Annotated in this window: 22 protein-coding genes and 2 pseudogenes; 22 read left to right on the forward strand and 2 right to left on the reverse strand. The window is 42.0% G+C overall.

The features are described 5' to 3' along the window. The first annotated feature begins 118 nt into the window (after positions 1 to 118). The 10 genes and pseudogenes from HT685_RS04800 (at position 119) to HT685_RS04845 (ending at position 11,740) form a co-directional block, all read left to right on the forward strand. Positions 119 to 1,405, forward strand: coding sequence for a homoserine dehydrogenase (locus HT685_RS04800; RefSeq protein ID WP_173226722.1), 1,287 nt, complete (start codon positions 119 to 121; stop codon positions 1,403 to 1,405). Position 1,406: 1 nt separating this feature from the next. Further along, positions 1,407 to 2,276 carry a homoserine kinase gene (gene thrB / locus HT685_RS04805; RefSeq protein ID WP_173226720.1) on the forward strand — a complete coding sequence of 290 codons (870 nt, stop codon included), beginning with the start codon at positions 1,407 to 1,409 and terminating at the stop codon, positions 2,274 to 2,276. Between the two features lie 218 nt (positions 2,277 to 2,494). Continuing rightward, positions 2,495 to 3,433, forward strand: coding sequence for a peptide-methionine (R)-S-oxide reductase MsrB (msrB, locus tag HT685_RS04810; protein WP_173226718.1), 939 nt, complete (start codon positions 2,495 to 2,497; stop codon positions 3,431 to 3,433). Positions 3,434 to 3,493: 60 nt separating this feature from the next. After that, on the forward strand, positions 3,494 to 5,218 hold the full coding sequence (locus HT685_RS04815) for an ABC transporter ATP-binding protein (RefSeq protein WP_173226716.1): 1,725 nt from the start codon (positions 3,494 to 3,496) through the stop codon (positions 5,216 to 5,218). A 1-nt stretch (position 5,219) separates the two neighbouring features. Beyond that, positions 5,220 to 6,968: an ABC transporter ATP-binding protein gene (locus HT685_RS04820; RefSeq protein ID WP_173226714.1), complete on the forward strand. Its 1,749-nt coding sequence runs from the start codon at positions 5,220 to 5,222 to the stop codon at positions 6,966 to 6,968. Between the two features lie 247 nt (positions 6,969 to 7,215). Then, the gene (locus HT685_RS04825; protein ID WP_173226712.1) at positions 7,216 to 8,475 is read left to right on the forward strand and encodes a TRZ/ATZ family protein; all 1,260 of its coding nucleotides are present in this window, start codon (positions 7,216 to 7,218) and stop codon (positions 8,473 to 8,475) included. A gap of 72 nt (positions 8,476 to 8,547) precedes the next feature. After that, positions 8,548 to 8,948, forward strand: a pseudogene (locus HT685_RS04830) (helix-turn-helix domain-containing protein); the annotation flags it as partial. A 339-nt stretch (positions 8,949 to 9,287) separates the two neighbouring features. Next, entirely contained in the window at positions 9,288 to 9,971 is a 684-nt protein-coding gene (locus HT685_RS04835; protein ID WP_001011642.1) for an amino acid ABC transporter permease, read from the forward strand. Beyond that, positions 9,971 to 10,705 carry an amino acid ABC transporter ATP-binding protein gene (locus HT685_RS04840; RefSeq protein WP_000140954.1) on the forward strand — a complete coding sequence of 245 codons (735 nt, stop codon included), beginning with the start codon at positions 9,971 to 9,973 and terminating at the stop codon, positions 10,703 to 10,705. Before HT685_RS04835 ends, HT685_RS04840 begins: the two co-directional genes overlap by 1 nt. A gap of 177 nt (positions 10,706 to 10,882) precedes the next feature. Further along, complete coding sequence (locus HT685_RS04845) at positions 10,883 to 11,740, forward strand: bifunctional methylenetetrahydrofolate dehydrogenase/methenyltetrahydrofolate cyclohydrolase (protein WP_000192089.1); 858 nt, start codon at positions 10,883 to 10,885, stop codon at positions 11,738 to 11,740. Between the two features lie 103 nt (positions 11,741 to 11,843). On the opposite strand, the pseudogene HT685_RS04850 reads toward HT685_RS04845, so the two are convergent. Continuing rightward, positions 11,844 to 13,150 (reverse strand): annotated as a pseudogene (locus HT685_RS04850) (ISL3 family transposase). A 157-nt stretch (positions 13,151 to 13,307) separates the two neighbouring features. Between HT685_RS04850 and HT685_RS04855 the strand changes: the two are divergent. The 12 genes from HT685_RS04855 (at position 13,308) to HT685_RS04910 (ending at position 22,690) form a co-directional block, all read left to right on the forward strand. Next, on the forward strand, positions 13,308 to 13,709 hold the full coding sequence (locus HT685_RS04855; RefSeq protein ID WP_000631259.1) for a Spx/MgsR family RNA polymerase-binding regulatory protein: 402 nt from the start codon (positions 13,308 to 13,310) through the stop codon (positions 13,707 to 13,709). Beyond that, positions 13,709 to 13,987, forward strand: coding sequence for a UPF0223 family protein (locus tag HT685_RS04860; protein ID WP_173226710.1), 279 nt, complete (start codon positions 13,709 to 13,711; stop codon positions 13,985 to 13,987). Before HT685_RS04855 ends, HT685_RS04860 begins: the two co-directional genes overlap by 1 nt. Beyond that, positions 13,977 to 14,750, forward strand: coding sequence for an inositol monophosphatase family protein (locus HT685_RS04865; RefSeq protein WP_173226708.1), 774 nt, complete (start codon positions 13,977 to 13,979; stop codon positions 14,748 to 14,750). Before HT685_RS04860 ends, HT685_RS04865 begins: the two co-directional genes overlap by 11 nt. Beyond that, entirely contained in the window at positions 14,751 to 16,055 is a 1,305-nt protein-coding gene (locus HT685_RS04870; protein ID WP_173226706.1) for an RsmF rRNA methyltransferase first C-terminal domain-containing protein, read from the forward strand. Positions 16,056 to 16,274: 219 nt separating this feature from the next. Continuing rightward, positions 16,275 to 17,153: a phosphate ABC transporter substrate-binding protein PstS family protein gene (locus HT685_RS04875; protein ID WP_173226704.1), complete on the forward strand. Its 879-nt coding sequence runs from the start codon at positions 16,275 to 16,277 to the stop codon at positions 17,151 to 17,153. Next, a complete protein-coding gene (pstC, locus tag HT685_RS04880) occupies positions 17,153 to 18,070 on the forward strand; it encodes a phosphate ABC transporter permease subunit PstC (protein ID WP_001070903.1) in 918 nt (305 codons plus the stop codon). The genes HT685_RS04875 and pstC overlap by 1 nt, the downstream gene beginning before the upstream one ends. Then, positions 18,060 to 18,944, forward strand: a complete 885-nt coding sequence (gene pstA / locus HT685_RS04885; RefSeq protein WP_000543046.1) for a phosphate ABC transporter permease PstA — start codon at positions 18,060 to 18,062, stop codon at positions 18,942 to 18,944. The genes pstC and pstA overlap by 11 nt, the downstream gene beginning before the upstream one ends. A 10-nt stretch (positions 18,945 to 18,954) precedes the next feature. Continuing rightward, on the forward strand, positions 18,955 to 19,758 hold the full coding sequence (pstB, locus tag HT685_RS04890) for a phosphate ABC transporter ATP-binding protein PstB (protein ID WP_000049848.1): 804 nt from the start codon (positions 18,955 to 18,957) through the stop codon (positions 19,756 to 19,758). A gap of 12 nt (positions 19,759 to 19,770) precedes the next feature. Continuing rightward, complete coding sequence (gene pstB / locus HT685_RS04895; protein WP_000133482.1) at positions 19,771 to 20,529, forward strand: phosphate ABC transporter ATP-binding protein PstB; 759 nt, start codon at positions 19,771 to 19,773, stop codon at positions 20,527 to 20,529. Between the two features lie 11 nt (positions 20,530 to 20,540). Next, a complete protein-coding gene (gene phoU / locus HT685_RS04900) occupies positions 20,541 to 21,194 on the forward strand; it encodes a phosphate signaling complex protein PhoU (protein ID WP_000946458.1) in 654 nt (217 codons plus the stop codon). 92 nt (positions 21,195 to 21,286) lie between these two features. Then, entirely contained in the window at positions 21,287 to 21,754 is a 468-nt protein-coding gene (locus HT685_RS04905) for an NUDIX domain-containing protein (protein WP_049542869.1), read from the forward strand. A 120-nt stretch (positions 21,755 to 21,874) separates the two neighbouring features. Next, positions 21,875 to 22,690, forward strand: a complete 816-nt coding sequence (locus HT685_RS04910) for an ABC transporter substrate-binding protein (RefSeq protein ID WP_000837372.1) — start codon at positions 21,875 to 21,877, stop codon at positions 22,688 to 22,690. A 114-nt stretch (positions 22,691 to 22,804) separates the two neighbouring features. Here HT685_RS04910 and HT685_RS04915 read toward each other — a convergent pair whose 3' ends face one another. Next, positions 22,805 to 24,076 carry a PLP-dependent aminotransferase family protein gene (locus HT685_RS04915; protein ID WP_173226702.1) on the reverse strand — a complete coding sequence of 424 codons (1,272 nt, stop codon included), beginning with the start codon at positions 24,074 to 24,076 and terminating at the stop codon, positions 22,805 to 22,807. Positions 24,077 to 24,141 lie beyond the last annotated feature (65 nt).

Raw genomic sequence — 24,141 nt, forward strand, 5'->3', positions numbered from 1 at the left:
AAGAGCGAATCATGGGATTCGTTTTTTCTTTTTATACTGAAATAGTGATTTACTATAATAGGAATTTTCACAAAATTCTGTTATAATGGCTATATTAGCAAATTTCGAGGAGACAAACATGACAGTTAAAATTGCTTTACTAGGATTTGGTACCGTTGCAAGTGGCGTGCCTTTCCTCCTAAAGGAAAATGGAGAAAAAATCAATCAATCAGCACATTCAGAGATTGAAGTTGCCAAGGTATTGGTCAAGGATGAAGATGAAAAGAATCGCTTGCTTGCAGCAGGGAATGACTTTAACTTTGTAACCAATGTGGATGATATTTTATCAGACCAAGATATTACGATCGTAGTGGAATTGATGGGGCGTATCGAACCTGCTAAGACCTTTATCACTCGTGCTTTGGAAGCTGGAAAACACGTTGTTACTGCTAACAAGGACCTTTTGGCTGTCCATGGCGCAGAATTGTTAGAAATCGCTCAAGCTAACAAGGTAGCACTTTACTACGAAGCAGCAGTAGCTGGTGGGATTCCAATTCTTCGTACCTTGGCAAATTCCTTGGCTTCTGACAAAATCACGCGCGTGCTTGGAGTAGTCAACGGAACTTCTAACTTCATGATGACCAAGATGGTGGAAGAAGGCTGGTCTTACGATGATGCTCTTGCGGAAGCGCAAAGACTTGGTTTTGCAGAAAGCGACCCGACGAATGACGTAGATGGGATTGATGCAGCCTACAAGATGGTTATTTTGAGCCAATTTGCCTTTGGCATGAAGGTTGCTTTTGACGATGTAGCCCACAAGGGAATCCGCAACATCACACCAGAAGACGTAGCTGTAGCCCAAGAACTTGGCTATGTAGTGAAATTGGTTGGTTCAATCGAAGAAACTCCTTCAGGTATTGCTGCGGAAGTGACTCCAACCTTCCTGCCTAAAGCGCATCCACTTGCCAGTGTGAATGGCGTAATGAACGCTGTCTTTGTAGAATCTATCGGTATTGGTGAGTCTATGTACTACGGACCAGGTGCTGGTCAAAAACCAACTGCAACAAGTGTTGTGGCGGATATTGTCCGTATCGTTCGCCGCTTGAATGATGGTACCATTGGTAAAGACTTCAACGAATACAGTCGTGCCTTGGTTTTGGCAAATCCAGAGGATGTCAAAGCAAACTACTACTTCTCAATCTTGGCTCCAGACTCAAAAGGTCAGGTCTTGAAACTGGCTGAAATCTTTAATGCCCAAGATATTTCCTTCAAGAAAATTCTCCAAGATGGAAAAGAGGGTGACAAGGCGCGTGTTGTGATCATTACACACAAGATTAATAAAGCCCAGCTTGAAAATGTCTCAGCTGAATTGAAGAAGGTTTCAGAATTCGACCTCTTGAATACCTTCAAGGTGCTAGGAGAATAAGATGAAGATTATTGTACCCGCAACCAGTGCCAATATCGGGCCAGGTTTTGACTCGGTCGGTGTAGCTGTAACCAAGTATCTTCAAATCGAGGTTTGCGAAGAACGAGATGAGTGGCTAATTGAACACCAGATTGGCAAATGGATTCCACATGACGAGCGTAATCTCTTGCTCAAAATCGCTTTGCAAATTGTACCAGACTTGCAACCAAGACGTTTGAAAATGACCAGTGATGTTCCCTTGGCGCGTGGTTTGGGTTCTTCCAGCTCGGTTATTGTAGCTGGGATTGAACTAGCCAACCAACTGGGTCAGCTCAACTTGTCTGATCATGAAAAATTGCAGTTAGCGACTAAGATTGAAGGCCATCCTGACAATGTAGCTCCGGCCATTTATGGTAATCTCGTTATTGCAAGCTCTGTTGATGGGGAAGTTTCAGCTATTGTAGCAGACTTCCCAGAATGTGATTTTCTAGCCTACATTCCAAACTATGAATTGCGTACTCGAGACAGCCGTGGTGTCTTGCCTAAGAAATTGTCCTATAAGGAAGCTGTTGCAGCTAGTTCTATCGCCAATGTGGCGGTTGCGGCCTTGTTGGCAGGAGACATGGTGACCGCTGGGCAAGCAATCGAGGGAGACCTCTTCCACGAGCGCTATCGTCAGGACTTGGTGAGAGAATTTGCGACGATTAAGCAAGTAGCCAAAGAGAATGGTGCCTATGCAACCTACCTCTCAGGTGCTGGGCCTACAGTTATGGTCTTGGCTTCTCATGACAAGATGCCGGCGATTAAGGCAGAATTGGAAAAGCAACCCTTCAAAGGAAAACTTCATGACTTGAAGGTTGATACCCAAGGTGTCCGTGTCGAAGCAAAATAAAGAATAGAAGATAGGATGGGGAAACTCTCGATCAGAGGGCTTCCTATCCTTTTTTTGAAAAGAAGTCTAGTAGAAAGAAAAACTATATTCCATACTCAATGAAAATCAANNCCGCAGGTTGCTCAAAGCAGTGCTTTGAGGTTGCAGATGTAAGCTGACGTGGTTTGAAGAGATTTTCGAAGAGTATTAGTTAAAAACGTGATAAAGGAGAAATAAAGATGGCAGAAATTTATTTAGCAGGTGGTTGTTTTTGGGGTTTAGAGGAGTATTTTTCACGCATTTCTGGAGTGCTAGCAACCAGTGTTGGCTACGCTAATGGGCAAGTCGAAACGACCAATTACCAGTTGCTCAAGGAAACAGACCATGCAGAGACGGTGCAAGTGATTTACGATGAGAAAGCAGTGTCACTCAGAGAAATTTTACTTTATTATTTCCGAGTCATAGACCCGTTATCCATTAATCAACAAGGGAATGACCGTGGTCGCCAATATCGAACTGGGATTTATTACCAAGATCAAGCAGATTTGCCAGCTATCTATACTGTTGTGCAGGAGCAGGAGCGCATGCTTGGTCGCAAGATTGCAGTAGAGGTGGAGAAACTTCGCCACTACATTCTGGCTGAAGACTACCACCAAGACTATCTCAAGAAAAATCCTTCTGGTTACTGTCATATCGATGTGACTGATGCTGAGAAGCCATTGATTGACGCAGCCAACTATGAAAAGCCTAGTCAAGAGGCGTTGAAGGAAAGCTTATCAGAAGAGTCTTACCGTGTCACCCAAGAATCTGCTACAGAGGCTCCATTTACCAATGCCTATGACCAAACCTTTGAAGAAGGGATTTATGTTGATATCACGACGGGTGAGCCACTCTTTTTTGCCAAGGATAAGTTTGCCTCAGGATGTGGTTGGCCAAGTTTTAGCCGTCCGATTTCCAAGGAATTGATTCATTATTACAAGGATCTCAGCCATGGAATGGAGCGAATTGAGGTTCGTTCTCGTTCAGGCAATGCTCACTTGGGACACGTTTTCACAGATGGGCCTCGGGAGTTAGGTGGACTTCGTTACTGTATTAATTCTGCATCCTTGCGCTTTGTGGCCAAGGATGAGATGGAAGAAGCAGGATATGGCTATTTACTTCCTTACTTAAACAAATAAAACAGAGAGGGTGGGCGCTTCCCACTTTCTTCATTTCCAGAATACGAATAGAAGGGATTTATGAAACACCTATTATCTTACTTTAAACCCTACATCAGGGAATCAATTTTAGCTCCCTTGTTCAAGCTACTAGAAGCTGTTTTTGAGCTCTTGGTTCCTATGGTGATTGCTGGGATTGTTGACCAATCATTGCCCCAGAAAAATCAAGGTCATCTCTGGATGCAGATTGGCCTGCTTCTTATCTTTGCAGTAATTGGCGTTTTAGTGGCCTTGATAGCCCAGTTTTACTCAGCTAAGGCTGCGGTAGGTTTTACCAAGGAATTGACAAACGATCTTTATCGTCATATTTTGTCTTTCCCTAAGGATAGCAGAGATCATCTGACAACTTCTAGTTTGGTGACTCGCTTGACTTCGGATACCTACCAGATTCAGACTGGTATCAATCAATTCCTGCGTCTCTTTTTGCGAGCGCCTATTATCGTTTTTGGTGCCATTTTTATGGCTTATCGAATCTCAACTGAGCTGACTTTCTGGTTTTTGGTCATGGTTGCCATTTTGACAATCGTCATTGTAGGGTTATCTCGATTGGTCAATCCTCTCTACAGTGTTCTCAGAAAGAAAACGGACCAACTAGTTCAGGAAACACGCCAGCAATTACAAGGGATGCGGGTTATTCGTGCTTTTGGACAAGAAAAACGAGAGTTACAGATTTTTCAAACTCTTAACCAAGTCTATGCTAGATTACAAGAAAAAACAGGTTTCTGGTCTAGTTTATTAACACCTTTGACTTATCTGATTGTTAATGGAACTCTCCTCGTTATTATCTGGCAGGGATATGTTTCCATTCAAGGAGGATTGCTCAGTCAAGGGGCCCTCATTGCCCTCATCAATTATCTCTTACAGATTTTGGTGGAATTGGTCAAGCTAGCCATGCTGATAAATTCTCTCAACCAGTCCTACATCTCAGCTAAGCGAATTGAGGAAGTCTTTGCTGAGGCTCCAGAAGATATTCACTTAGAGCTAGAACAAAAGCAAGCTACCAGTGATCAGGTTTTACAAGTTCAAGAACTGACCTTTACCTATCCTGATGCGGCCCAGCCTTCTCTGAGAGACATTTCCTTTGATATGAAGCAAGGGCAAATCCTTGGTATTATTGGGGGAACGGGTTCTGGTAAATCAAGTTTGGTGCAACTCATCCTTGGACTTTATCCAGCAGACAAGGGGAGCATAGATCTTTATAGAGACGGATCTAGTCCTCGTAATCTTGAGCAGTGGCGGTCTTGGATTGCTTATGTGCCTCAAAAAGTCGAGCTCTTTAAAGGAACCATTCGTTCCAACCTGACTCTAGGTTTACATCAAGAAGTAACTGACCAAGAACTCTGGCAGGCCTTGGAAATTGCACAAGCCAAGGATTTTGTTAGTGAAAAGGAAGGGCTCTTGGATGCCACTGTTGAGGCAGGAGGTCGAAATTTCTCGGGCGGTCAAAAACAAAGGCTGTCTATCGCACGAGCAGTCTTGCGCCAAACTCCATTTCTCATCCTAGATGATGCGACCTCGGCACTGGACACTATCACTGAGTCCAAGCTCTTAAAAGCTATCCGAGAAAATTCACCAAATACGAGCTTAATTTTAATTTCTCAACGAACCTCAACACTTCGGATGGCAGACCAGATTCTCCTCTTGGAAAAAGGTGAGCTCCTAGCTATCGGCAAGCACGAGGACTTGATGAAATCCAGTCAAGTCTATCGCGAAATCAATGAATCCCAACATGGAAAGGAGAACTAGCATGAGACGACAAACTGCAAATCAAACACTCACACGTTTGGCCAAAGATTTATCAAGTCATCCTTTCCTCCTTTTCCTAGCCTTTCTAGGAACCATTGCCCAGGTTGCCTTATCAATCTACCTACCTATTCTGATTGGGCAGGTCATCGACCAAGTTCTAGTGATTGGTTCATCATCGGTTTTTTGGCAGATTTTCGTTCAAATGATCTTGGTGGTCATAGGAAATACTCTGGTACAATGGGTAAATCCTCTTCTTTATAATCGCCTAATCTTCTCTTATACCAGAGACTTGCGAGAGAAAATCATCCATAAGCTCCATCGTCTACCGATTGCTTTTGTAGATAGGCAAGGTAGTGGTGAGATGGTCAGTCGTGTAACCACGGACATCGAACAGTTGGTAGCTGGTTTAACAATGATTTTTAACCAATTTTTCATTGGAGTCTTGATGATTTTGGTTAGTATTCTAGCCATGCTTCAGATTCATCTCCTCATGACTCTATTGGTCTTGCTGTTGACGCCACTGTCAATGGTGATTTCACGCTTCATTGCCAAACGATCTTATCATCTCTTCCATAAGCAAACAGAGACGAGGGGAATTCAGACTCAGTTGATTGAAGAATCGTTGAGCCAGCAGACCATTATTCAGTCTTTTAATGCTCAGGCAGAGTTTATACGAAGACTGCGTGAGGCTAATGACAACTACGCAGGCTATTCTCAGTCAGCCATCTTTTATTCTTCAACGGTCAATCCTTCGACTCGCTTTGTAAATGCGCTCATTTATGCCCTTCTAGCTGGAGTGGGAGCTTATCGTATCATGATAGGCTCCACCTTGACTATTGGACGCTTAGTGACCTTTTTGAACTATGTCCAACAGTACACCAAGCCCTTTAACGATATTTCTTCAGTTCTAGCCGAATTGCAAAGTGCCTTGGCATGTGCAGAGCGTGTCTATGCTGTCTTAGAAAGCTCTGAGTTGGCTGAAACAGGCAGGGAAGTCTTGACTAGTGACCAAGTTAAGGGAGCTATTTCCTTTAAACAGGTCTCTTTTGGCTACCATCCTGAAAAGATTTTGATTAAGGATTTATCTATTGACATCCCAGCTGGTAGCAAGGTGGCTATTGTTGGTCCGACAGGTGCTGGTAAATCAACCCTTATCAATCTTCTTATGCGTTTCTATCCTATTAACTCGGGAGATATCTTGCTGGATGGGAAATCTATTTATAACTATAGTCGTGCTTCGCTACGACAGCAGTTTGGCATGGTGCTCCAAGAAACCTGGCTCAAGCAAGGGACCATTCATGACAATATTGCCTTTGGTAATCCTGAAGCCAGTCGAGAGCAGGTGATTGCTGCTGCCAAAGCAGCCAATGCCGACTTTTTCATCCAACAGTTGCCACAAGGCTATGATACCAAGCTTGAAAATGCGGGTGAATCTCTCTCTGTAGGTCAGGCACAGCTTTTGACCATAGCCCGAGTCTTTCTGGCTATTCCCAAGATTCTCATCTTAGACGAGGCAACTTCTTCTATCGATACGCGGACAGAAGTGTTGGTACAGGATGCCTTTGCTAAACTCATGAAGGGGCGCACAAGCTTTATCATTGCCCACCGCTTGTCAACCATTCAGGATGCGGATATGATTCTAGTCTTAGTGGATGGTGATATTGTTGAGTATGGGAACCATCAGGATCTCATGACTAGAAAGGGCAAGTATTACCAAATGCTAAAAGCTGCAGCTTTTAGCTCTGAATAATCCTTTCTCTTTTGAAATTTTATGGACGAAAAAAGTTGCCTTCAGGTAACTTTTTTGTTACAATAGCTAGAAAAATTGTTCACTGTAATACTTAATGAAAATCAAAGATTAAACTAGGAAGCTAGCCGCAGGTTGCTAAAAGCACTGATTTGATGTTGTAGATAAGANNTCTACTCCAAGGTGAAGCTGATGTGGTTTGAAGAGATTTTAGAAGAGTATAAATTGTCTTTTAGAAAAGGAGCCTATAATGAAAGTCTTTCAGCATGTAAACATCGTGACTTGTGACCAAAATTTCCATGTTTATTTGGATGGAATCTTAGCAGTTAAGGATTCTCAAATCGTCTATGTCGGTCAAGAGAAACCAGAGATTTTAGATCAGGCCGAGCAGATTATAGACTATCAGGGAGCCTGGATCATGCCTGGTTTGGTCAATTGCCACACTCATTCTGCTATGACAGGCTTGCGAGGAATTCGAGATGACAGCAATCTCCATGAATGGCTCAATGACTATATCTGGCCTGCAGAAGCTGAGTTTACTCCAGATATGACTACCAAGGCGGTCAAAGAAGCGCTGACAGAAATGCTCCAGTCAGGAACAACAACCTTTAACGATATGTATAATCCCAATGGAGTGGAGATTGAGCAGATTTATCAGGCAGTCGAGGCTTCCAAGATGCGTTGTTATTTCTCACCGACCCTCTTTTCTTCAGATACAGAAACAACTGATGAGACTATAAGCAGAATACGAGCTATCATCGAGGAAATCTTAGGATATGAAAATCCAAATTTCAAGGTAATGGTAGCCCCGCATTCTCCCTACAGCTGTAGTAGAGACTTGCTGGAAGAGAGCTTAGATATGGCAAAAGAGCTGGATATTCCTATCCATATCCATGTGGCGGAAACCAAGGAGGAGTCAGGCATTCTCCTGAAACGCTACGGCAAACGCCCTCTCGTCTTTCTAGAAGAACTGGGTTACTTAGATCATCCGTCTGTCTTTGCTCATGGGGTCGAATTAAACGAGAAAGAAATTGAACGTTTGGCAATGTCTCAAGTATCTATCGCCCACAATCCTATCAGTAACCTCAAATTGGCCTCAGGGATTGCTCCCATCATCCAACTGCAAAAAGCAGGAGTAGCAGTCGGTATTGCGACTGACTCGGTTGCTTCTAATAATAATTTAGACATGTTTGAGGAAGGACGGACAGCAGCCCTTCTTCAGAAGATGAAGAGTGGGGATGCTAGCCAATTTCCTATAGAAGTAGCCCTCAAGGCACTGACAATCGAAGGGGCCAAGGTCCTTGGAATGGAAAATCAGATAGGAAGCCTAGAAGTCGGCAAGCAGGCAGATTTTCTGGTCATCCAACCACAAGGGAAAATCCATCTTCAACCCCAAGAAAATATGCTCTCTCACCTAGTCTATGCTGTCAAGTCCAGTGATGTAGATGATGTCTATATTGCCGGAGAACCAGTAGTTAAGCAAGGTCAAGTCCTAACAGTAGAACTTTAAAAGAAAAATCACTGAAAGTTCTATAATGAAGTTAGCCACCCATCTCTCCTAAAAATTATATGGTTCAACTAGCTGATAGCTAGTCTTCGATTTCATTTGACAATCGATAGACGTCGCTTAATCGAAAGATGGAAAAAGAAGGAAAATCAAATAGAGAAATTGCCTCTCTGCTTGGAAAATCTCCTCAAACTATCCACACTGAAATCAAGCGTGAGACAGTCCTACAATGTCTTGGAAAAGGGCGCTTCAAAAAGGTTTATTCTGCCGACTATGCTCAACAATCTTATGAAAGCAATCGCAAGCGCTCGATCAAGAAATTAAGCTTAACCAAGGAACTAAAGGAAAAGATTCTCCACTATCATAATCAAAAGTTTTCTCCTGAAATGATGGTCAAGGCTAAGGAGGTTAACGTGGGCGTTTCTACCATCTACTACTGGATTTATCATGGAAAATTGGGGTTAACCAAGCAGGATCGGTAAATTCTAAAACTAACTTCCAGTTTCCCACAATCTAGCTTTTAGTATGAGAAAAATGCGTGACATTAGTGGAAAACCGTCTTAGACTAACTTCTACTTGTTTTCTTTTTCTTGGTATATAAGGATTCAAAAGAGAAAAGACTCAGAAAAAAGTGCACGACAAATAGCCCTAAAACAGAGTCGTCTTAGACTAACTTCCAGTGTTGAGAGAGAAATGGAAGTTACTTTGAGAAGTTACGGTTTAAAGATTTTTAAATAAATTGGATAAAAGATTTGAATTTTAATTCAATGCATGTTATAATCATACAGTACTCTATTTTAGAAAGCAGTGTGACTATGAATTTTTCTTTTTTACCTAAGTATTTACCTTATTTTAACTATGGGGCTGTTGTGACGGTTCTCATTTCTATCTGTGTTGTCTTTTTGGGAACTATTTTGGGTGTTGTCTTGGCTTTTGGGCAACGTTCAAAGTTTAAACCGCTTGTTTGGCTGGCCAATTTGTACGTTTGGATTTTCCGTGGGACACCGATGATGGTTCAGATTATGATTGCCTTTGCTCTTATGCATATCAATGCCCCGACTATTCAGGTTGGAATTTTGGGTGTTGATCTTTCTCGTCTGATTCCAGGGATTTTGATTATCTCTATGAATAGTGGTGCTTATGTTTCTGAGACTGTTCGTGCTGGAATCAATGCAGTTCCAAAAGGTCAGCTAGAGGCGGCTTATTCGCTAGGGATTCGTCCTAAAAATGCGATGCGCTATGTGATTTTGCCACAAGCCATCAAAAATATCTTGCCAGCATTGGGGAACGAATTTATCACCATTATCAAGGACAGCTCCCTCTTATCAGCTATCGGTGTTATGGAGTTGTGGAACGGGGCTACAACAGTCTCTACAACAACCTATCTACCTTTAACCCCACTTTTATTTGCAGCCTTTTATTACTTGATTATGACCTCTATTTTGACAGTAGCCTTGAAAGCTTTTGAAAAACGTATGGGACAAGGAGATAAGAAATAATGACAGAAACCTTGATAAAAATTGAAAATTTACATAAATCATTTGGAAAGAATGAAGTATTAAAGGGCATCAACCTCGAGATTAAAAGAGGAGAAGTTGTCGTTATCATCGGTCCTTCGGGGAGCGGGAAATCTACCTTGCTTCGCTCTATGAATTTGTTGGAAGAAGCAACTAAAGGGAAGGTTATCTTTGAGGGAGTCGATATTACGGACAAAAAGAATGACCTGTTTGCCATGCGTGAGAAGATGGGCATGGTTTTCCAACAATTCAATCTCTTTCCTAATATGACTGTGATGGAAAATATCACCTTGTCACCTATCAAGACCAAAGGTGAGAGCAAGGCTGTTGCTGAGAAGAGAGCTCAGGAACTTTTGGAAAAAGTTGGTTTACCAGATAAGGCAGACGCTTATCCACAGAGTTTGTCAGGTGGCCAGCAACAACGGATTGCCATCGCGCGTGGGTTGGCCATGGAACCAGATGTTTTGCTCTTTGATGAGCCAACTTCAGCCTTGGACCCTGAGATGGTTGGAGAAGTTCTAGCTGTTATGCAAGACCTTGCCAAGTCAGGAATGACCATGGTTATCGTAACACATGAAATGGGATTTGCCCGTGAGGTGGCAGATCGTGTTATCTTTATGGCAGACGGTGTGGTTGTTGAAGATGGGACACCTGAGCAGATTTTTGAACAAACCCAAGAACAACGGACTAAAGATTTCTTGAGTAAGGTTTTATAAGTTAGCTTTGTTTAGCTATTTGTAGTCAACTTTACATATAAAATATAGATTAATGAAAAGCTCAACCAGAGCTTTTTCTTATAGTTTGAAACTATAGGATAGCCTAGGAAAGAAGTGTTAGAGGGGACCAACAGTTTTTGGTATAATGGAAGATATTTGAAAGAAAAGAGAAGTGATATGACACAGATTATTGATGGGAAAGCTTTAGCGGCCAAATTGCAGGGGCAGTTGGCTGAAAAGACTGCAAAATTAAAGGAAGAAACAGGTCTAGTGCCTGGTTTGGTAGTGATTTTGGTTGGGGACAATCCAGCCAGCCAAGTTTACGTTCGCAACAAGGAGAGGTCAGCTCTTGCGGCTGGTTTCCGTAGCGAAGTAGTGCGAGTTCCAGAGACCATTACTCAAGAGGAATTGTTAGACCTGATTGCTAAATACAATCAGGATCCAGCTTGGCATGGGATTTTGGTTCAGTTGCCATTACCAAAACACATTGATGAAGAGGCGGTTCTATTGGCTATTGACCCAGAAAAGGATGTGGATGGTTTCCATCCCCTAAATATGGGACGCCTTTGGTCTGGTCATCCAGTCATGATTCCTTCGACACCTGCAGGAATTATGGAGATGTTTCATGAATATGGGATTGACTTGGAAGGTAAAAATGCGGTCGTCATCGGTCGTTCCAATATCGTTGGAAAACCCATGGCTCAGCTTCTTTTGGCCAAGAATGCAACAGTGACCTTGACTCACTCACGCACCCATAATCTTGCCAAGGTGGCTGCTAAAGCAGATATTCTGGTGGTCGCAATCGGTCGTGCTAAATTTGTGACTGCTGACTTTGTCAAACCAGGTGCGGTAGTCATTGACGTTGGGATGAATCGCGATGAAAATGGTAAGCTCTGTGGGGATGTTGATTATGAGGCAGTTGCCCCACTTGCTAGCCATATTACGCCAGTCCCTGGAGGTGTCGGTCCTATGACCATTACTATGCTGATGGAGCAAACTTATCAAGCAGCACTTCGGACATTGGATAGAAAATAAGAGAAAAATCGCTGAAGAGAGTGTATTTTCTATAGCTATATCTGAAATGGCAGAAATGAGTATTAAATTGGCTCTTTGTCAACTGTAGTGGGTTGATGAAAAGCTAAGATCTAGAAAGGACAAATTTCGTCCTTTCTTTTTTAATGTTCAGAGCGATAAAAATCCTTTTTTTGAAGTTTTCAAAGTTCCGAAAACCAAAGGCATTGCGCTTGATAAGCTTGATGAGATTATTAGTGGCTTCCAATTTTGCGTTAGAATAGGGTAGTTGAAGAGCGTTGACAATTTTCTCTTTGTCCTTGATAAAGGTTTTAAAAACAGTCTGAAAAAGAGGATGAACCAGCTTAAGATTGTCCTCAATGAGTCCGAAAAATTTGTCTGCCTCCTTGTTCTGAAAGTGAAAAAGCAGGAGCTGGTAGAGATGATAGTGGTGTTTCAAGTCCTCTGAATAGCTAAAAAGCTTGTCTAAAATCTCTTTATTCGTCAAGTGCATGCGAAAAGTAGGGCGATAAAAACGTTTATCGCTGAGTTTACGACTATCCTGTTGGATGAGTTTCCAGTAGCGTTTGATGGCCTTGTATTCATGAGATTTTCGTTCAAACTGATTCATGATTTGGACACGCAAACGACTCATAGCACGGCTTATATGTTGTACAATGTGAAAGAAATCCAACACGATTTTAGCGTTTGGGAGTGAAACAGTTTGGGAGACTGTTTCAGCCTGAGCATAGAAATTCGAAAGCGAAGTTGTTTAGCTAAGTCATAGTAAGGGCTAAACATATCCATAGTAATGATTTTCACCTGACAACGAACGGCTCTATCGTAGCGAAGAAAGCGACTTCGAATAATAGCTTGTGTTCGTCCCTCAAGAACAGTGATGATATTGATATTGTCAAAATCTTGCGCAATGAAACTCATCTTTCCCTTGGTAAAGGAGTACTCATCCCAAGACATAATCTCAGGCAGACGAGAAAAATCATGCTTAAAGTGAAAGTCATTAAGCTTGCGAATGACAGTTGAAGTTGAAATAGACAACTGATGGGCAATATCGGTCCAAGAAGTCTTTTCAATCAGCTTCTGAGCAATTTTTTGGTTGATGATACGAGGGATTTGATGATTTTTCTTTACTAGAGGAGTCTCAGCAACCATCATTTTCAAGCAATGATAGCACCTAAAACGGCGTTTTCTAAGGAGAATTCTAGTAGGCATACCAATCGTTTCAAGATAAGGAATTTTAGAAGGTTTTTGAAAGTCATATTTCTTCATTTGACTTCCGCACTCAGGACAAGATGGAGCTTTATAGTCCAGTTTGGCGATGATTTCCATGTGTGTATCCTTATTGATGATGTCTAAAATCTGGATATTAGGGTCTTTAATGTCTAGTAATTTTGTGATAAAATGTAATTGTTCCATATGATTCTTTCTAATGAGTTGTTTTGTCGCTTTTCATTATAGATCTTATGGGACTTTTTTTCTACACAAAAATAGGCTTTTTTCTAAAAATCCCTAGTCAAGCGCTTTATTTTTTTGTATAATAGAAGTAGTAAAGTATAGATAAGAAGAGAAAAGCATGATTACACTATTTTTATCACCGAGCTGTACATCATGTCGTAAGGCGAAGGCCTGGTTAGAAAAACATAAGGTTCCCTTTGTGGAACACAATATTATGACCAGTCCTTTAACAAGAAAAGAATTGCAACACATCCTTTCCTTGACCGAAAATGGTACTGATGACATCATTTCAACTCGTTCAAAAATTTTTCAAAAATTGAATATTGATGTAGAGAGTATCTCGGTATCGGAATTGCTTCATTTGATTGAGCAGTACCCTAGTCTTTTGCGTCGTCCCATTATTATTGATGCCAAGCGCATGCAAATCGGTTTTAATGAAGATGAGATTCGTGCTTTTCTCCCTCGTAGTTACCGTAAGCAAGAACTAAAAGAAGCAAGAATGAGAGCTGGTATTAGTTAATGAACAAACAGTATAGTTACCCACTAGATTTGTCGTGGAGCACTGAAGAACTTGCTTCAGTGCTTTCTTTTTTTAATGATGTTGAAGCTGCCTATGAAGGCAAGGTAGAGGCTAAAAAGTTATTGGACTCTTATAAGGGGTTCAAGGCGGTTGTGCCAAGCAAGAGTGAAGAAAAACGTTTGGGACGAGAATTGGAAACAGTCAGTGGCTATTCGCTTTACCGAGCAGTTCAGGCGGCTAAGGAAAAAGGGGAAGGAAAGATTTCTCTTGGAAAGTAAATTTGAATTTGCTAAAGAGCTAATTAAGAAAGTGGGTCAGTACATTCTTGACCATATGCAGGAAGATTTGTGTGTTGAGATCAAGTCCTCTCCAACAGATTTGGTGACCAGACTGGACAAGGAAGTTCAGGAGCTATTGGTTGGTGAGATTTTGTCTCGTTATCCTGAGGATAAGATTTGTGCTGAAGAGGGCTGTTTGCGAGCTTCAGTTCAAGAGGGCAAGGTTTGGATCATTGATCCCATTGATGGGACCAATAATTTTGTCGCCCAGCAGGAAGATTTTGCTGTTATGATGGCTTATTTTGAAAATGGTCAGGGACAGTTTGGACTGATTTATGATGTGATCAAAGGGGATTGTTACCACGGTGGTGGGGAATTTCCAGTTTGTCTAAATGATAGGCCCCTAGCTCCCTTTAAAGCCAAACCACTTGGAGATTTTCTCATTGCAGGAAATAGTGGTATGTTGGAAACCAATGAATGGGGCTTGGCTGATTTGGGTCGAGCAGCACTTGGTGTTCGTGTCTATGGGAGTGCGGCCATCAGTTTTGCCAAGATTTTGTCAGGGCGTTTGTTGACCTATGTCACCTATCTGCAACCATGGGATTATGCTGCGGCTAGTATTTTAGGGGAAAGTCTGGGCTATCGGGTTGTAACCCTTTTTGGTGAAGCTCCTGATTTTCAAACCAGACAACCGGTCATGATGCTACCTCTTGAGATGCAGGAGGAAATTCAGTCCTATATTTACGAAAGGAAAAGAACTTAAATGCAATTTCCAGAAGGATTTGTTGAAAAATATGAAGAGATACTAGGAGATGAGGCAAGAGATTTTCTTGCCTCTTTTGAGGAGGAAGCGGTTTCGGCCTTTCGGGTTAATCCTTTAAAAGAAGCGCCAGTTTCCTTTCCTGATGCCATTCCTCAAACTCCTTGGGGACATTATGGGAAGGTATCAGGGAAATCGCCTGAGCATGCTACTGGTTTGATTTATTCGCAAGAACCTGCTGCTCAGATGGTTGCTCAGGTAGCCCAGCCCAGTCCTGGCATGAAAGTCTTGGATTTGGCTGCTGCACCGGGTGGCAAATCAACTCAACTAGCAGCCTATCTAGCAGGGGAAGGGCTACTTGTTTCCAATGAAATTTCAAGCAAACGGGCTAAGATTTTAGTAGAAAATATGGAGCGCTTTGGAGCGACCAATATCGTGGTGACCAATGAATCTGCCGACCGCTTGGCAAAGGTTTTTAAGGGCTATTTTGATCTGATTGTCCTTGATGCCCCTTGCTCTGGGGAAGGGATGTTTCGTAAGCAACCAGATGCTATGGACTATTGGAGCTTAGATTATCCGAGTCAATGTGCTAGCTTGCAAAGAGAGATTCTATCGGATGCGGTGACCATGCTAGCTGAAGGCGGTCGATTTGTTTATTCAACATGCACCTGGGCACCCGAGGAAAACGAAGAGATTGTCAATTGGCTACTGAAAGAGTATGATTTTGACTTGTTGCCAGTAGAGCATATCAATGGAATGGTCGCTGGTATTGACCTGCCAGAGACGGCTCGTATGTATCCTCATCAGTTTAAGGGAGAGGGTCAGTTTGTCGCCCATCTACAGTTTAAGGGTAACAATCCAGCTCCTAAATTTAAGGCAAGTAAGAGTAACCTCAGCCGAGAACAAGTTGCCTTGTGGCAGGAATTTGCCCAAAAACACTTGAAAATCAATCTAAGGGGGATCTTGCAGACTTTTGGTGACCAACTCTATCTCTTACCAGAACTTTTACCAGATTTAGGGAAACTCAAGATTGCTCGCAATGGCCTGCATCTGGGTACCTTTAAGAAAAAACGCTTTGAGCCTAGTTTTGCTCTTGGTCTAGCCTTGAAACCGAGTCAGGTCAAGCAGTCGGTTGAAATTGACCAAGAAGCATTTGTAAAGTATGTGGCTGGAGAAACCGTTCAGCTGGCGGAAAGTATGCCAAATGGTTGGTACCAAGTTTTGGTTCAAGGCAATGGCTTGGGCTTTGCTAAGGTGACTGGAAATGTTTTGAAAAATTATTTTCCAAAAGGCCTCAGATTCAAGTGAAAATGCTAGTCAAAGTAGCTTGTCTATGTTATAGTTGAAGTATGGATTTTTTCAAATTGTCTTTCATTTTAAGTCAAAATTGGTGGAGAAGATAACTGAGTAAATTTCAAGTAAAATCAAGCTAAGAACTTCAGTTGACTCCCAATTTTAAAAAGAAAAATATAAATAAATAGTTGAAAAAATTCACAGCATTCACCATTATTTTCAAGGAGAAAAACAGTGAAAAAAAGGAAAAAACTCGCTCTATCCCTTGCAGCTCTTTTTCTGGCAGGTTCTTTAGCGGGATGTGCTAGCTGGATTGATCGTGGAGAATCCATGACAGCTGTTGGTTCAACAGCTCTTCAGCCCTTGGTCGAAGCAGCAGCAGATGAATTTGGCTCTATGCACGTTGGGAAAACAGTCAACGTTCAAGGTGGAGGATCTGGTACAGGTCTGTCTCAGGTTCAATCTGGAGCCGTTGATGTAGGAAATTCAGACGTATTTGCCGAGGAAAAAGACGGTATCAACGCCTCTGCTCTAGTGGACCACAAGGTTGCAGTAGCGGGCTTGGCGGTGATTGTGAACAAGGAAGTTGATGTTGAAAATCTGACAACTGAACAACTCCGTAGCATCTTCACAGGTCAAGTGACCAACTGGAAAGAGGTCGGTGGAAAAGATCTAGCCATTTCTATTATCAACCGTGCAGCAAGTTCTGGTTCGCGTGCAACCTTTGATAGTGTTGTCATGGATGGCCAATCTGCCATGCAGAGTCAAGAACAGGATTCAAATGGGATGGTCAAAAACATTGTTTCCCAGACACCAGGAGCCATTTCTTACCTAGCCTTTGCCTATGTGGATGACTCGGTGAAACGCATGAAGTTGAATGGCTATGAGCCAATTGCAGAAAATGTTACAAGCAATAACTGGCCTTTGTGGTCTTACGAACACATGTATACCCTAGGTCAACCAAATGAATTGGTGGCAGAATTTCTCAACTTTGTCCTCTCAGATGAAGCGCAAAGTGGAATCGTTAAGGGGATGGGTTACATTTCTGTTAAGGAAATGAAGGTTGAAAAAGATGCTGTAGGAACGGTGACAGCACTAGAAGGGAGTCAATAATGAATCAAGAAGAATTAGCTAAAAAATTACTTTCTCCCTCAAAGAACTCTCGTTTAGAGAAACTTGGAAAAGGCTTGACCTTTGCCTGTCTGTCTTTGATTGTCATTATTGTGGCTATGATTTTGATATTCGTAGCCCAAAAAGGTTTGTCGACCTTCTTTGTAAATGGGGTTAATATCTTTGATTTCCTATTTGGCCAAACTTGGAATCCTTCAGGGAAACAATTTGGTGCCCTTCCCATGATTTTGGGTTCCTTTATTGTCACAATCCTATCAGCCCTTATCGCAACTCCTTTTGCCATTGGTGCGGCAGTCTTTATGACAGAAGTATCACCAAAAGGTGCTAGAATCTTGCAACCAGCTATTGAATTGCTAGTCGGGATTCCTTCAGTCGTGTATGGATTTATCGGTTTGCAGGTCGTAGTTCCCTTTGTCCGCAGTGTCTTTGGTGGAACTGGTTTTGGGATTTTGTCAGGGATTTTCGTTCTCTTTGTCATGATTTTACCGACGGTAACCTTTATGACAACCGATAGCTTGCGTGCGGTGCCTCGTCACTACCGCGAAGCTAGTTTGGCTATGGGGGCCACTCGTTGGCAAACCATCTGGCGCGTGACCTTGAAGGCAGCGCGTTCAGGGATTTTCACAGCAGTGGTCTTTGGGATGGCGCGTGCCTTTGGTGAGGCCTTGGCCATTCAGATGGTGGTTGGAAACTCAGCCGTTGTCCCAACTTCATTGACAACACCTGCTGCGACCTTGACCTCTGTGTTGACCATGGGTATCGGAAATACCGTCATGGGTACAGTTGATAATAACGTTCTCTGGTCACTGGCCTTAGTCTTGCTTTTGATGAGTTTGGCCTTCAACAGTGTGATTAAATTGATTACGAAAGAAAGAGGAAAGAAAAACTATGCACGCTAAGAAATTAGATAAAATTGCAACAGCTGTCCTCTACTCAATTGCAGGAATTATCGTTGCCATCTTGGCATCCTTGATTCTTTATATCTTGGTTCGTGGTTTGCCCCACATCTCTTGGTCTTTCTTGACTGGCAAATCATCATCTTACCAAGCAGGTGGAGGGATTGGAATTCAGCTTTATAATTCCTTCTTCCTTTTGGTTATTACCTTGATTATCTCTGTGCCTTTGTCTATGGGAGCTGGGATTTTCCTAGCTGAATATGCCAAAAAAGGTCCTGTGACCAATTTTGTCAGAACCTGTATTGAAATCTTGTCTTCACTGCCATCAGTGGTTGTGGGTCTCTTTGGTTACTTGATTTTTGTAGTTCAGTTTGAGTATGGATTTTCAATCATTTCAGGTGCCTTGGCCTTGACGGTCTTTAACCTGCCTCAGATGACTCGTAATGTTGAGGACAGCTTGAAACACGTTCACCATACGCAACGTGAGGCCGGCTTGGCCCTTGGGATTTCTCGTTGGGAGACAGTTGTCCATGTGGTCATTCCAGAAGCTCTCCCAGGTATTGTGACGGGGGTTGTCTTGGCCTCTGGTCGTATCTTTGGTGAGGCTGCGGCTCTTATCTATACAGCAGGACAATCCGCTCCAGCTCTGGACTGGTCTAACTGGAATATTCTCAGTGTGACCAGCCCAATCTCTATCTTCCGTCAAGCAGAAACCTTGGCTGTCCATATCTGGAAAGTCAATAGTGAAGGAACCATTCCAGATGGAACTATCGTATCAGCAGGTTCTGCAGCAGTTCTCTTGATCTTTATCCTCATCTTTAACTTTGGAGCCCGCAAACTCGGAAGCTACCTACATAAGAAATTAACCGCTGCCTAAAGGAGAAGCCATGTCAAAATATAATTGGGATGAAAAGCATATCATCACCTTTCCTGAAGAGAAAGTGGCCCTCTCTACTAAGGATTTACATGTTTACTACGGTAAAAATGAATCTATCAAGGGCATCGATATGCAATTTGAAAAAAATAAAATTACAGCCTTAATTGGCCCTTCTGGTTCAGGGAAATCAACCTACCTCCGCAGTCTCAACCGTATGAATGATACCATTGATATTGCCAAGGTAACAGGTCAAATTCTCTATCAAGGGATTGATGTCAACCGTCCAGAAATCAATGTTTATGAGATGCGTAAGCATATCGGAATGGTTTTCCAACGACCAAATCCTTTTGCCAAGTCTATCTACCGCAATATCACTTTTGCTCATGAACGTGCAGGGGTTAAGGACAAGCAAGTCTTGGATGAAATTGTGGAAACTTCTCTTCGTCAGGCTGCCCTTTGGGACCAGGTCAAAGATGATTTGCACAAGTCAGCCTTGACCCTATCAGGTGGTCAGCAGCAACGTCTCTGTATCGCTCGTGCTATCTCTGTTAAACCAGATATTCTCTTGATGGACGAACCAGCGTCCGCCTTGGATCCGATTGCGACAGCCCAGTTGGAAGAAACTATGTTGGAATTGAAGAAGGACTTTACCATCATCATTGTGACCCACAGTATGCAGCAGGCTGCGCGTGCTAGTGACTACACAGGATTTTTCTACTTGGGCGATTTGATTGAGTACGATAAGACCTCTAATATTTTCCAAAATGCCAAACTACAGTCAACCAATGACTACGTAACAGGACACTTTGGATAGAAAGGAAACAGTATGACAGAAGCGATTTTACAGGTGTCAGACCTGTCCGTTTACTACAATCAAAAAAAGGCCTTGAATAGTGTTTCCCTATCTTTCCAACCTAAGGAAATTACAGCCTTGATTGGTCCATCTGGATCAGGAAAGTCAACTCTTCTTAAGGCTATCAACCGTATGGGGGATCTCAATCCAGAGGTGACTACAACTGGTTCGGTGGTTTACAACGGCCACAACATTTACAGTCCACGTACAGATACAGTTGAATTGCGGAAGGAAATCGGTATGGTTTTCCAACAACCAAATCCCTTCCCTATGTCTATCTACGAAAATGTTGTTTACGGGCTTCGTATCAATGGAGTGAAGGATAAGCAGATTCTGGATGAAGCGGTAGAAAAAGCCTTGCAACGAGCTTCTATCTGGGATGAGGTCAAGGATCGCCTGCATGATTCAGCTATCGGGCTTTCAGGCGGACAACAGCAACGTGTCTGTGTTGCCCGTGTCTTGGCAACCAGTCCTAAAATCATTCTCTTGGATGAACCGACTTCAGCCTTGGACCCTATCTCGGCCGGTAAGATTGAGGAAACCTTGTATGGCTTAAAAGATAAATACACCATGCTCTTGGTTACGCGTTCCATGCAACAAGCCTCTCGTATCTCTGACAAGACAGGATTTTTCCTAGATGGAGATTTGATTGAGTTTAACGATACCAAGAAGATGTTCCTCAACCCACAACACAAGGAAACAGAAGATTATATTTCAGGAAAATTTGGATAAGGAGATAAATGATGTTACGTTCTCAATTTGAAGAAGATTTAGAGAAATTACACAACCAGTTCTACGCAATGGGACAAGAAGTGCTATCCCAAATCAATCGTACAGTGCGTGCCTTTGTTACTCATGACCGAGATTTGGCCAAAGAAGTCATCGAAGACGATGCAGAAGTAAACGAATACGAAGTGAAATTGGAGAAGAAATCATTTGAAATGATTGCCCTTCAACAACCCGTTTCTCAGGACTTGCGTACTGTTTTGACAGTCTTGAAGGCTGTATCTGACTTGGAACGTATGGGGGACCATGCTGTTTCTATTGCTAAAGCAGCAATTCGTATGAAGGGGGAGCAACGCATCCCAGCTGTTGAAGAAGAAATTAAGAGAATGGGTCGCGATGTCAAGAACTTCGTTGAAGCAGCCCTTGAACTCTATCTCAATGGTTCAGTTGACCAGGCCTATGAAGTAGCAGCTATGGATGAAAAAATCAACCATTACTTTGATAGCATTCGTGACTTGGCTACAGAAGAAATCAAGAAAAATCCAGATGCCATCGTTACAGGTCGTGATTACTTCCAAGTGATTGCCTTCTTGGAACGTATTGGAGACTATGCTAAAAATATCTGTGAATGGGTTGTTTACTTTGAAACAGGTAAGATTGTCGAACTATAAAGTATTCAAATGATAAAATTATTGTGAAAGCTTACTTTTTAATACAGTAAGCTTTCATTGTTATAGATGGTTTACTTTGTCAGAGGTGAATAATGAACTACATACAGAATATCAGAAAAAAAGTTGGAAAAGATAAAATTATTTTAAATTTTACCTGTGGAATATTAAGTCAATCAGGAAAAATTTTATTACAAAAACGAGCAGATAAAGGAACGTGGGGATTACCAGGTGGTGCTCTTGAATTAGGAGAATCGGCTTTAGAAGCTTTAGTGCGAGAGTTTTATGAAGAAACAGGAGTCGAAGTGAGGGTGGAAAAACTCTTAAATGTTTATACAAAATATTCAGACAGTTATCCGAATGGTGATGAGGCTCAAGTTCTTACAATCTTGTATTTAGTTTCATCTGAAACTTCTATCTCTATAAATTTTTTTACAAGTGATGAAACTTTAGAATTAGGATTTTTTGATCATAGTGACATACAAAATATTGCAATTGTAAACCAGCAGCATCAAGATATGATAAATGATTTTTTTGAAAATAAGTTCCCAATAGATAGATAAACTAACCACTGTATTTCTATTTTTTAGTAAATATATTTTATGAAAATGTAAGAAAAACACTTGACAAGTAACTTGAATAGCGTTATAATTATACAAAATCAACAGAGAGGTTGTTTATTTATGAAATCAAAAAAATGGATATTTGTTTTATGTAGTTTTCTTGCAAGTTTCTTCTTAGTAGCTTGCCAGTCAGGTTCTAATGGTTCTCAGTCAGCTGTTGAAGCCATTAAGCAAAAGGGGAAATTAGTTGTGGCGACTAGTCCTGATTATGCACCTTTTGAATTCCAATCCTTAGTTGACGGAAAAAACCAGGTAGTCGGTGCGGATATTGATATGGCTCAAGCTATCGCTGATGAACTTGGGGTTAAGTTGGAAATCTCAAGCATGAGTTTTGACAATGTCTTGACTAGTCTTCAAACAGGTAAGGCTGACCTAGCAGTTGCAGGAATTAGTGCTACTGATGAGAGAAAAGAAGTCTTTGATTTTTCAATCCCTTACTATGAAAACAAGATTAGTTTCTTGGTTCGTAAGGCTGATGTAGAAAAATACAAGGATTTAACTAGCCTAGAAAGTGCTAATATTGCAGCCCAAAAAGGGACTGTTCCAGAATCAATGGTCAAGGAACAATTGCCAAAAGCGCAATTGACTTCCCTAACTAATATGGGTGAAGCTGTCAATGAATTGCAGGCTGGAAAAGTAGATGCTGTTCATATGGATGAGCCTGTTGCGCTTAGCTATGCTGCTAAAAATGCCGACCTAGCTGTCGCAACTGTCAGCTTGAAGATGAAGGACGGTGAAGCCAATGCCGTTGCCCTTAGAAAAAATAGTGCTGATTTGAAAGAAGTGGTGGACAAGGTCATCCAAAAACTCAAGGATGACGGTACCTACCAAAAATATCTTGAAAAAGCGGCAACCTTAACAGAAGTTGAAGAATAATACTCAATGAAAANNTAAGACTGACGAAGTCAGTTACATATATCTACGGTAAGGCGACGCTGACGTGGTTTGAAGAGATTTTCGAAGAGTATAAGAAAAAAGCAGAGTTGGAAGTCAGTCCAATTCTGCTTTTAAATAGTTTAAAACCTTTTCCAGATTATCTAAGGACACCTTGGCAAATTGATAAGGACAGGTGCTTAAATAGGCCTCTTCAAAGAAATCCAAGCCCAGTTGACTGTGTTTGAGACTGGCAATTTTAGGATACTGTCTCAGGTCTAGTAATACACCATCGTGAAGCGGGAAATGAGGAAGGGGGCAAGGAGTGTTAGCTAATCTTTCCTCGAGTTGTTTTTGGTAGTCTTCCTGATTGGACAATCGAGCTAGACGATTTTTCTCAAATAATTGACTGTCAATATAGAGTGACAGGGCCTTTTGCATGATGAGGTTGCTGTCGTAATCTAGGATATTTTTGTAAGCCACAAAGGCTTCTTTGATAGCATTTGGAAGAATGAGTGACGTAATCCGCAGGGCTGGAAAGAGGCTGGTTGAGAAGGACTTGATGTAAATGATCCGCTCCTCTGTATCCAGATAGTGGAAGGTCTGACCCTTCTTGGAATCCAAATCCCCCAGATAATCGTCTTCGACGATATAAACACCATACTTGGCAGCTAAGTCAAGAATAGCCCGTTTGTCCTGCTCAGAATAGGAATGCCCCAGAGGATAGTGAAAACGAGGAATGGTATAGAAAAACTTAATTTTTCCTGTTTTGAAGTGGCCTTCCAGCTCTTCCAAGTCAATCCCATCAACGCCTCGTTCAATCGTTTGATAGTTCAGACCCTGAGCAATCAAGAGGCGATTCATACGATGGTAGGTTGGCTGTTCTACCAAGATTTCCTTGGCTTGGCTAGGAAAGGATATTTGAGAAAGGATAAACAAGGCTTGTTGGGTTCCAGAAGTCAGTACCAGTTGGTCAGCCTTGCAGTAGAGGGCTTGGTCAAAGAGGAGTTTATGAATGGACTGTCTTAGGTCTTCTAATCCTTCTTGGTTGTCATAGTAGTTGAAGAGGTAGTTTTCCCGGCCAATCAAGGTTTCATTGACACAGAGTCGGAAATCGTCATAGGCGCTGGCATGTTCGTCCGTAACCTCGATTTCTAGGTCCTGATGTTGCCCTTGTTCTAATACATAGTAGCCACTCTGGGGCTTGGCATAGAGGTATTGTTCGTGCCGTAATTCCAGCAGGGCGCGTTGAATGGTGTCCTTGCTGCAGTGAAAGTCAAGGCTCAGTTGACGGATAGAAGGCAGGCGACTTCCCGTCGGAAAACGTCCAGACTCGATACCGTTTTTTAGATAGGAAACGACCTCTTGGTACTTGCTTTGTTTCTTCATTCCAAACCTCCCTTGATTTTGTTACATTGTACCCTTTTTTTTCTTTCTTGGCAATGTCTAGGGTG

It is taken from the genome of Streptococcus sp. 5004 (genome assembly GCF_013276755.1).
In the GTDB taxonomy this organism is placed as follows: domain Bacteria; phylum Bacillota; class Bacilli; order Lactobacillales; family Streptococcaceae; genus Streptococcus.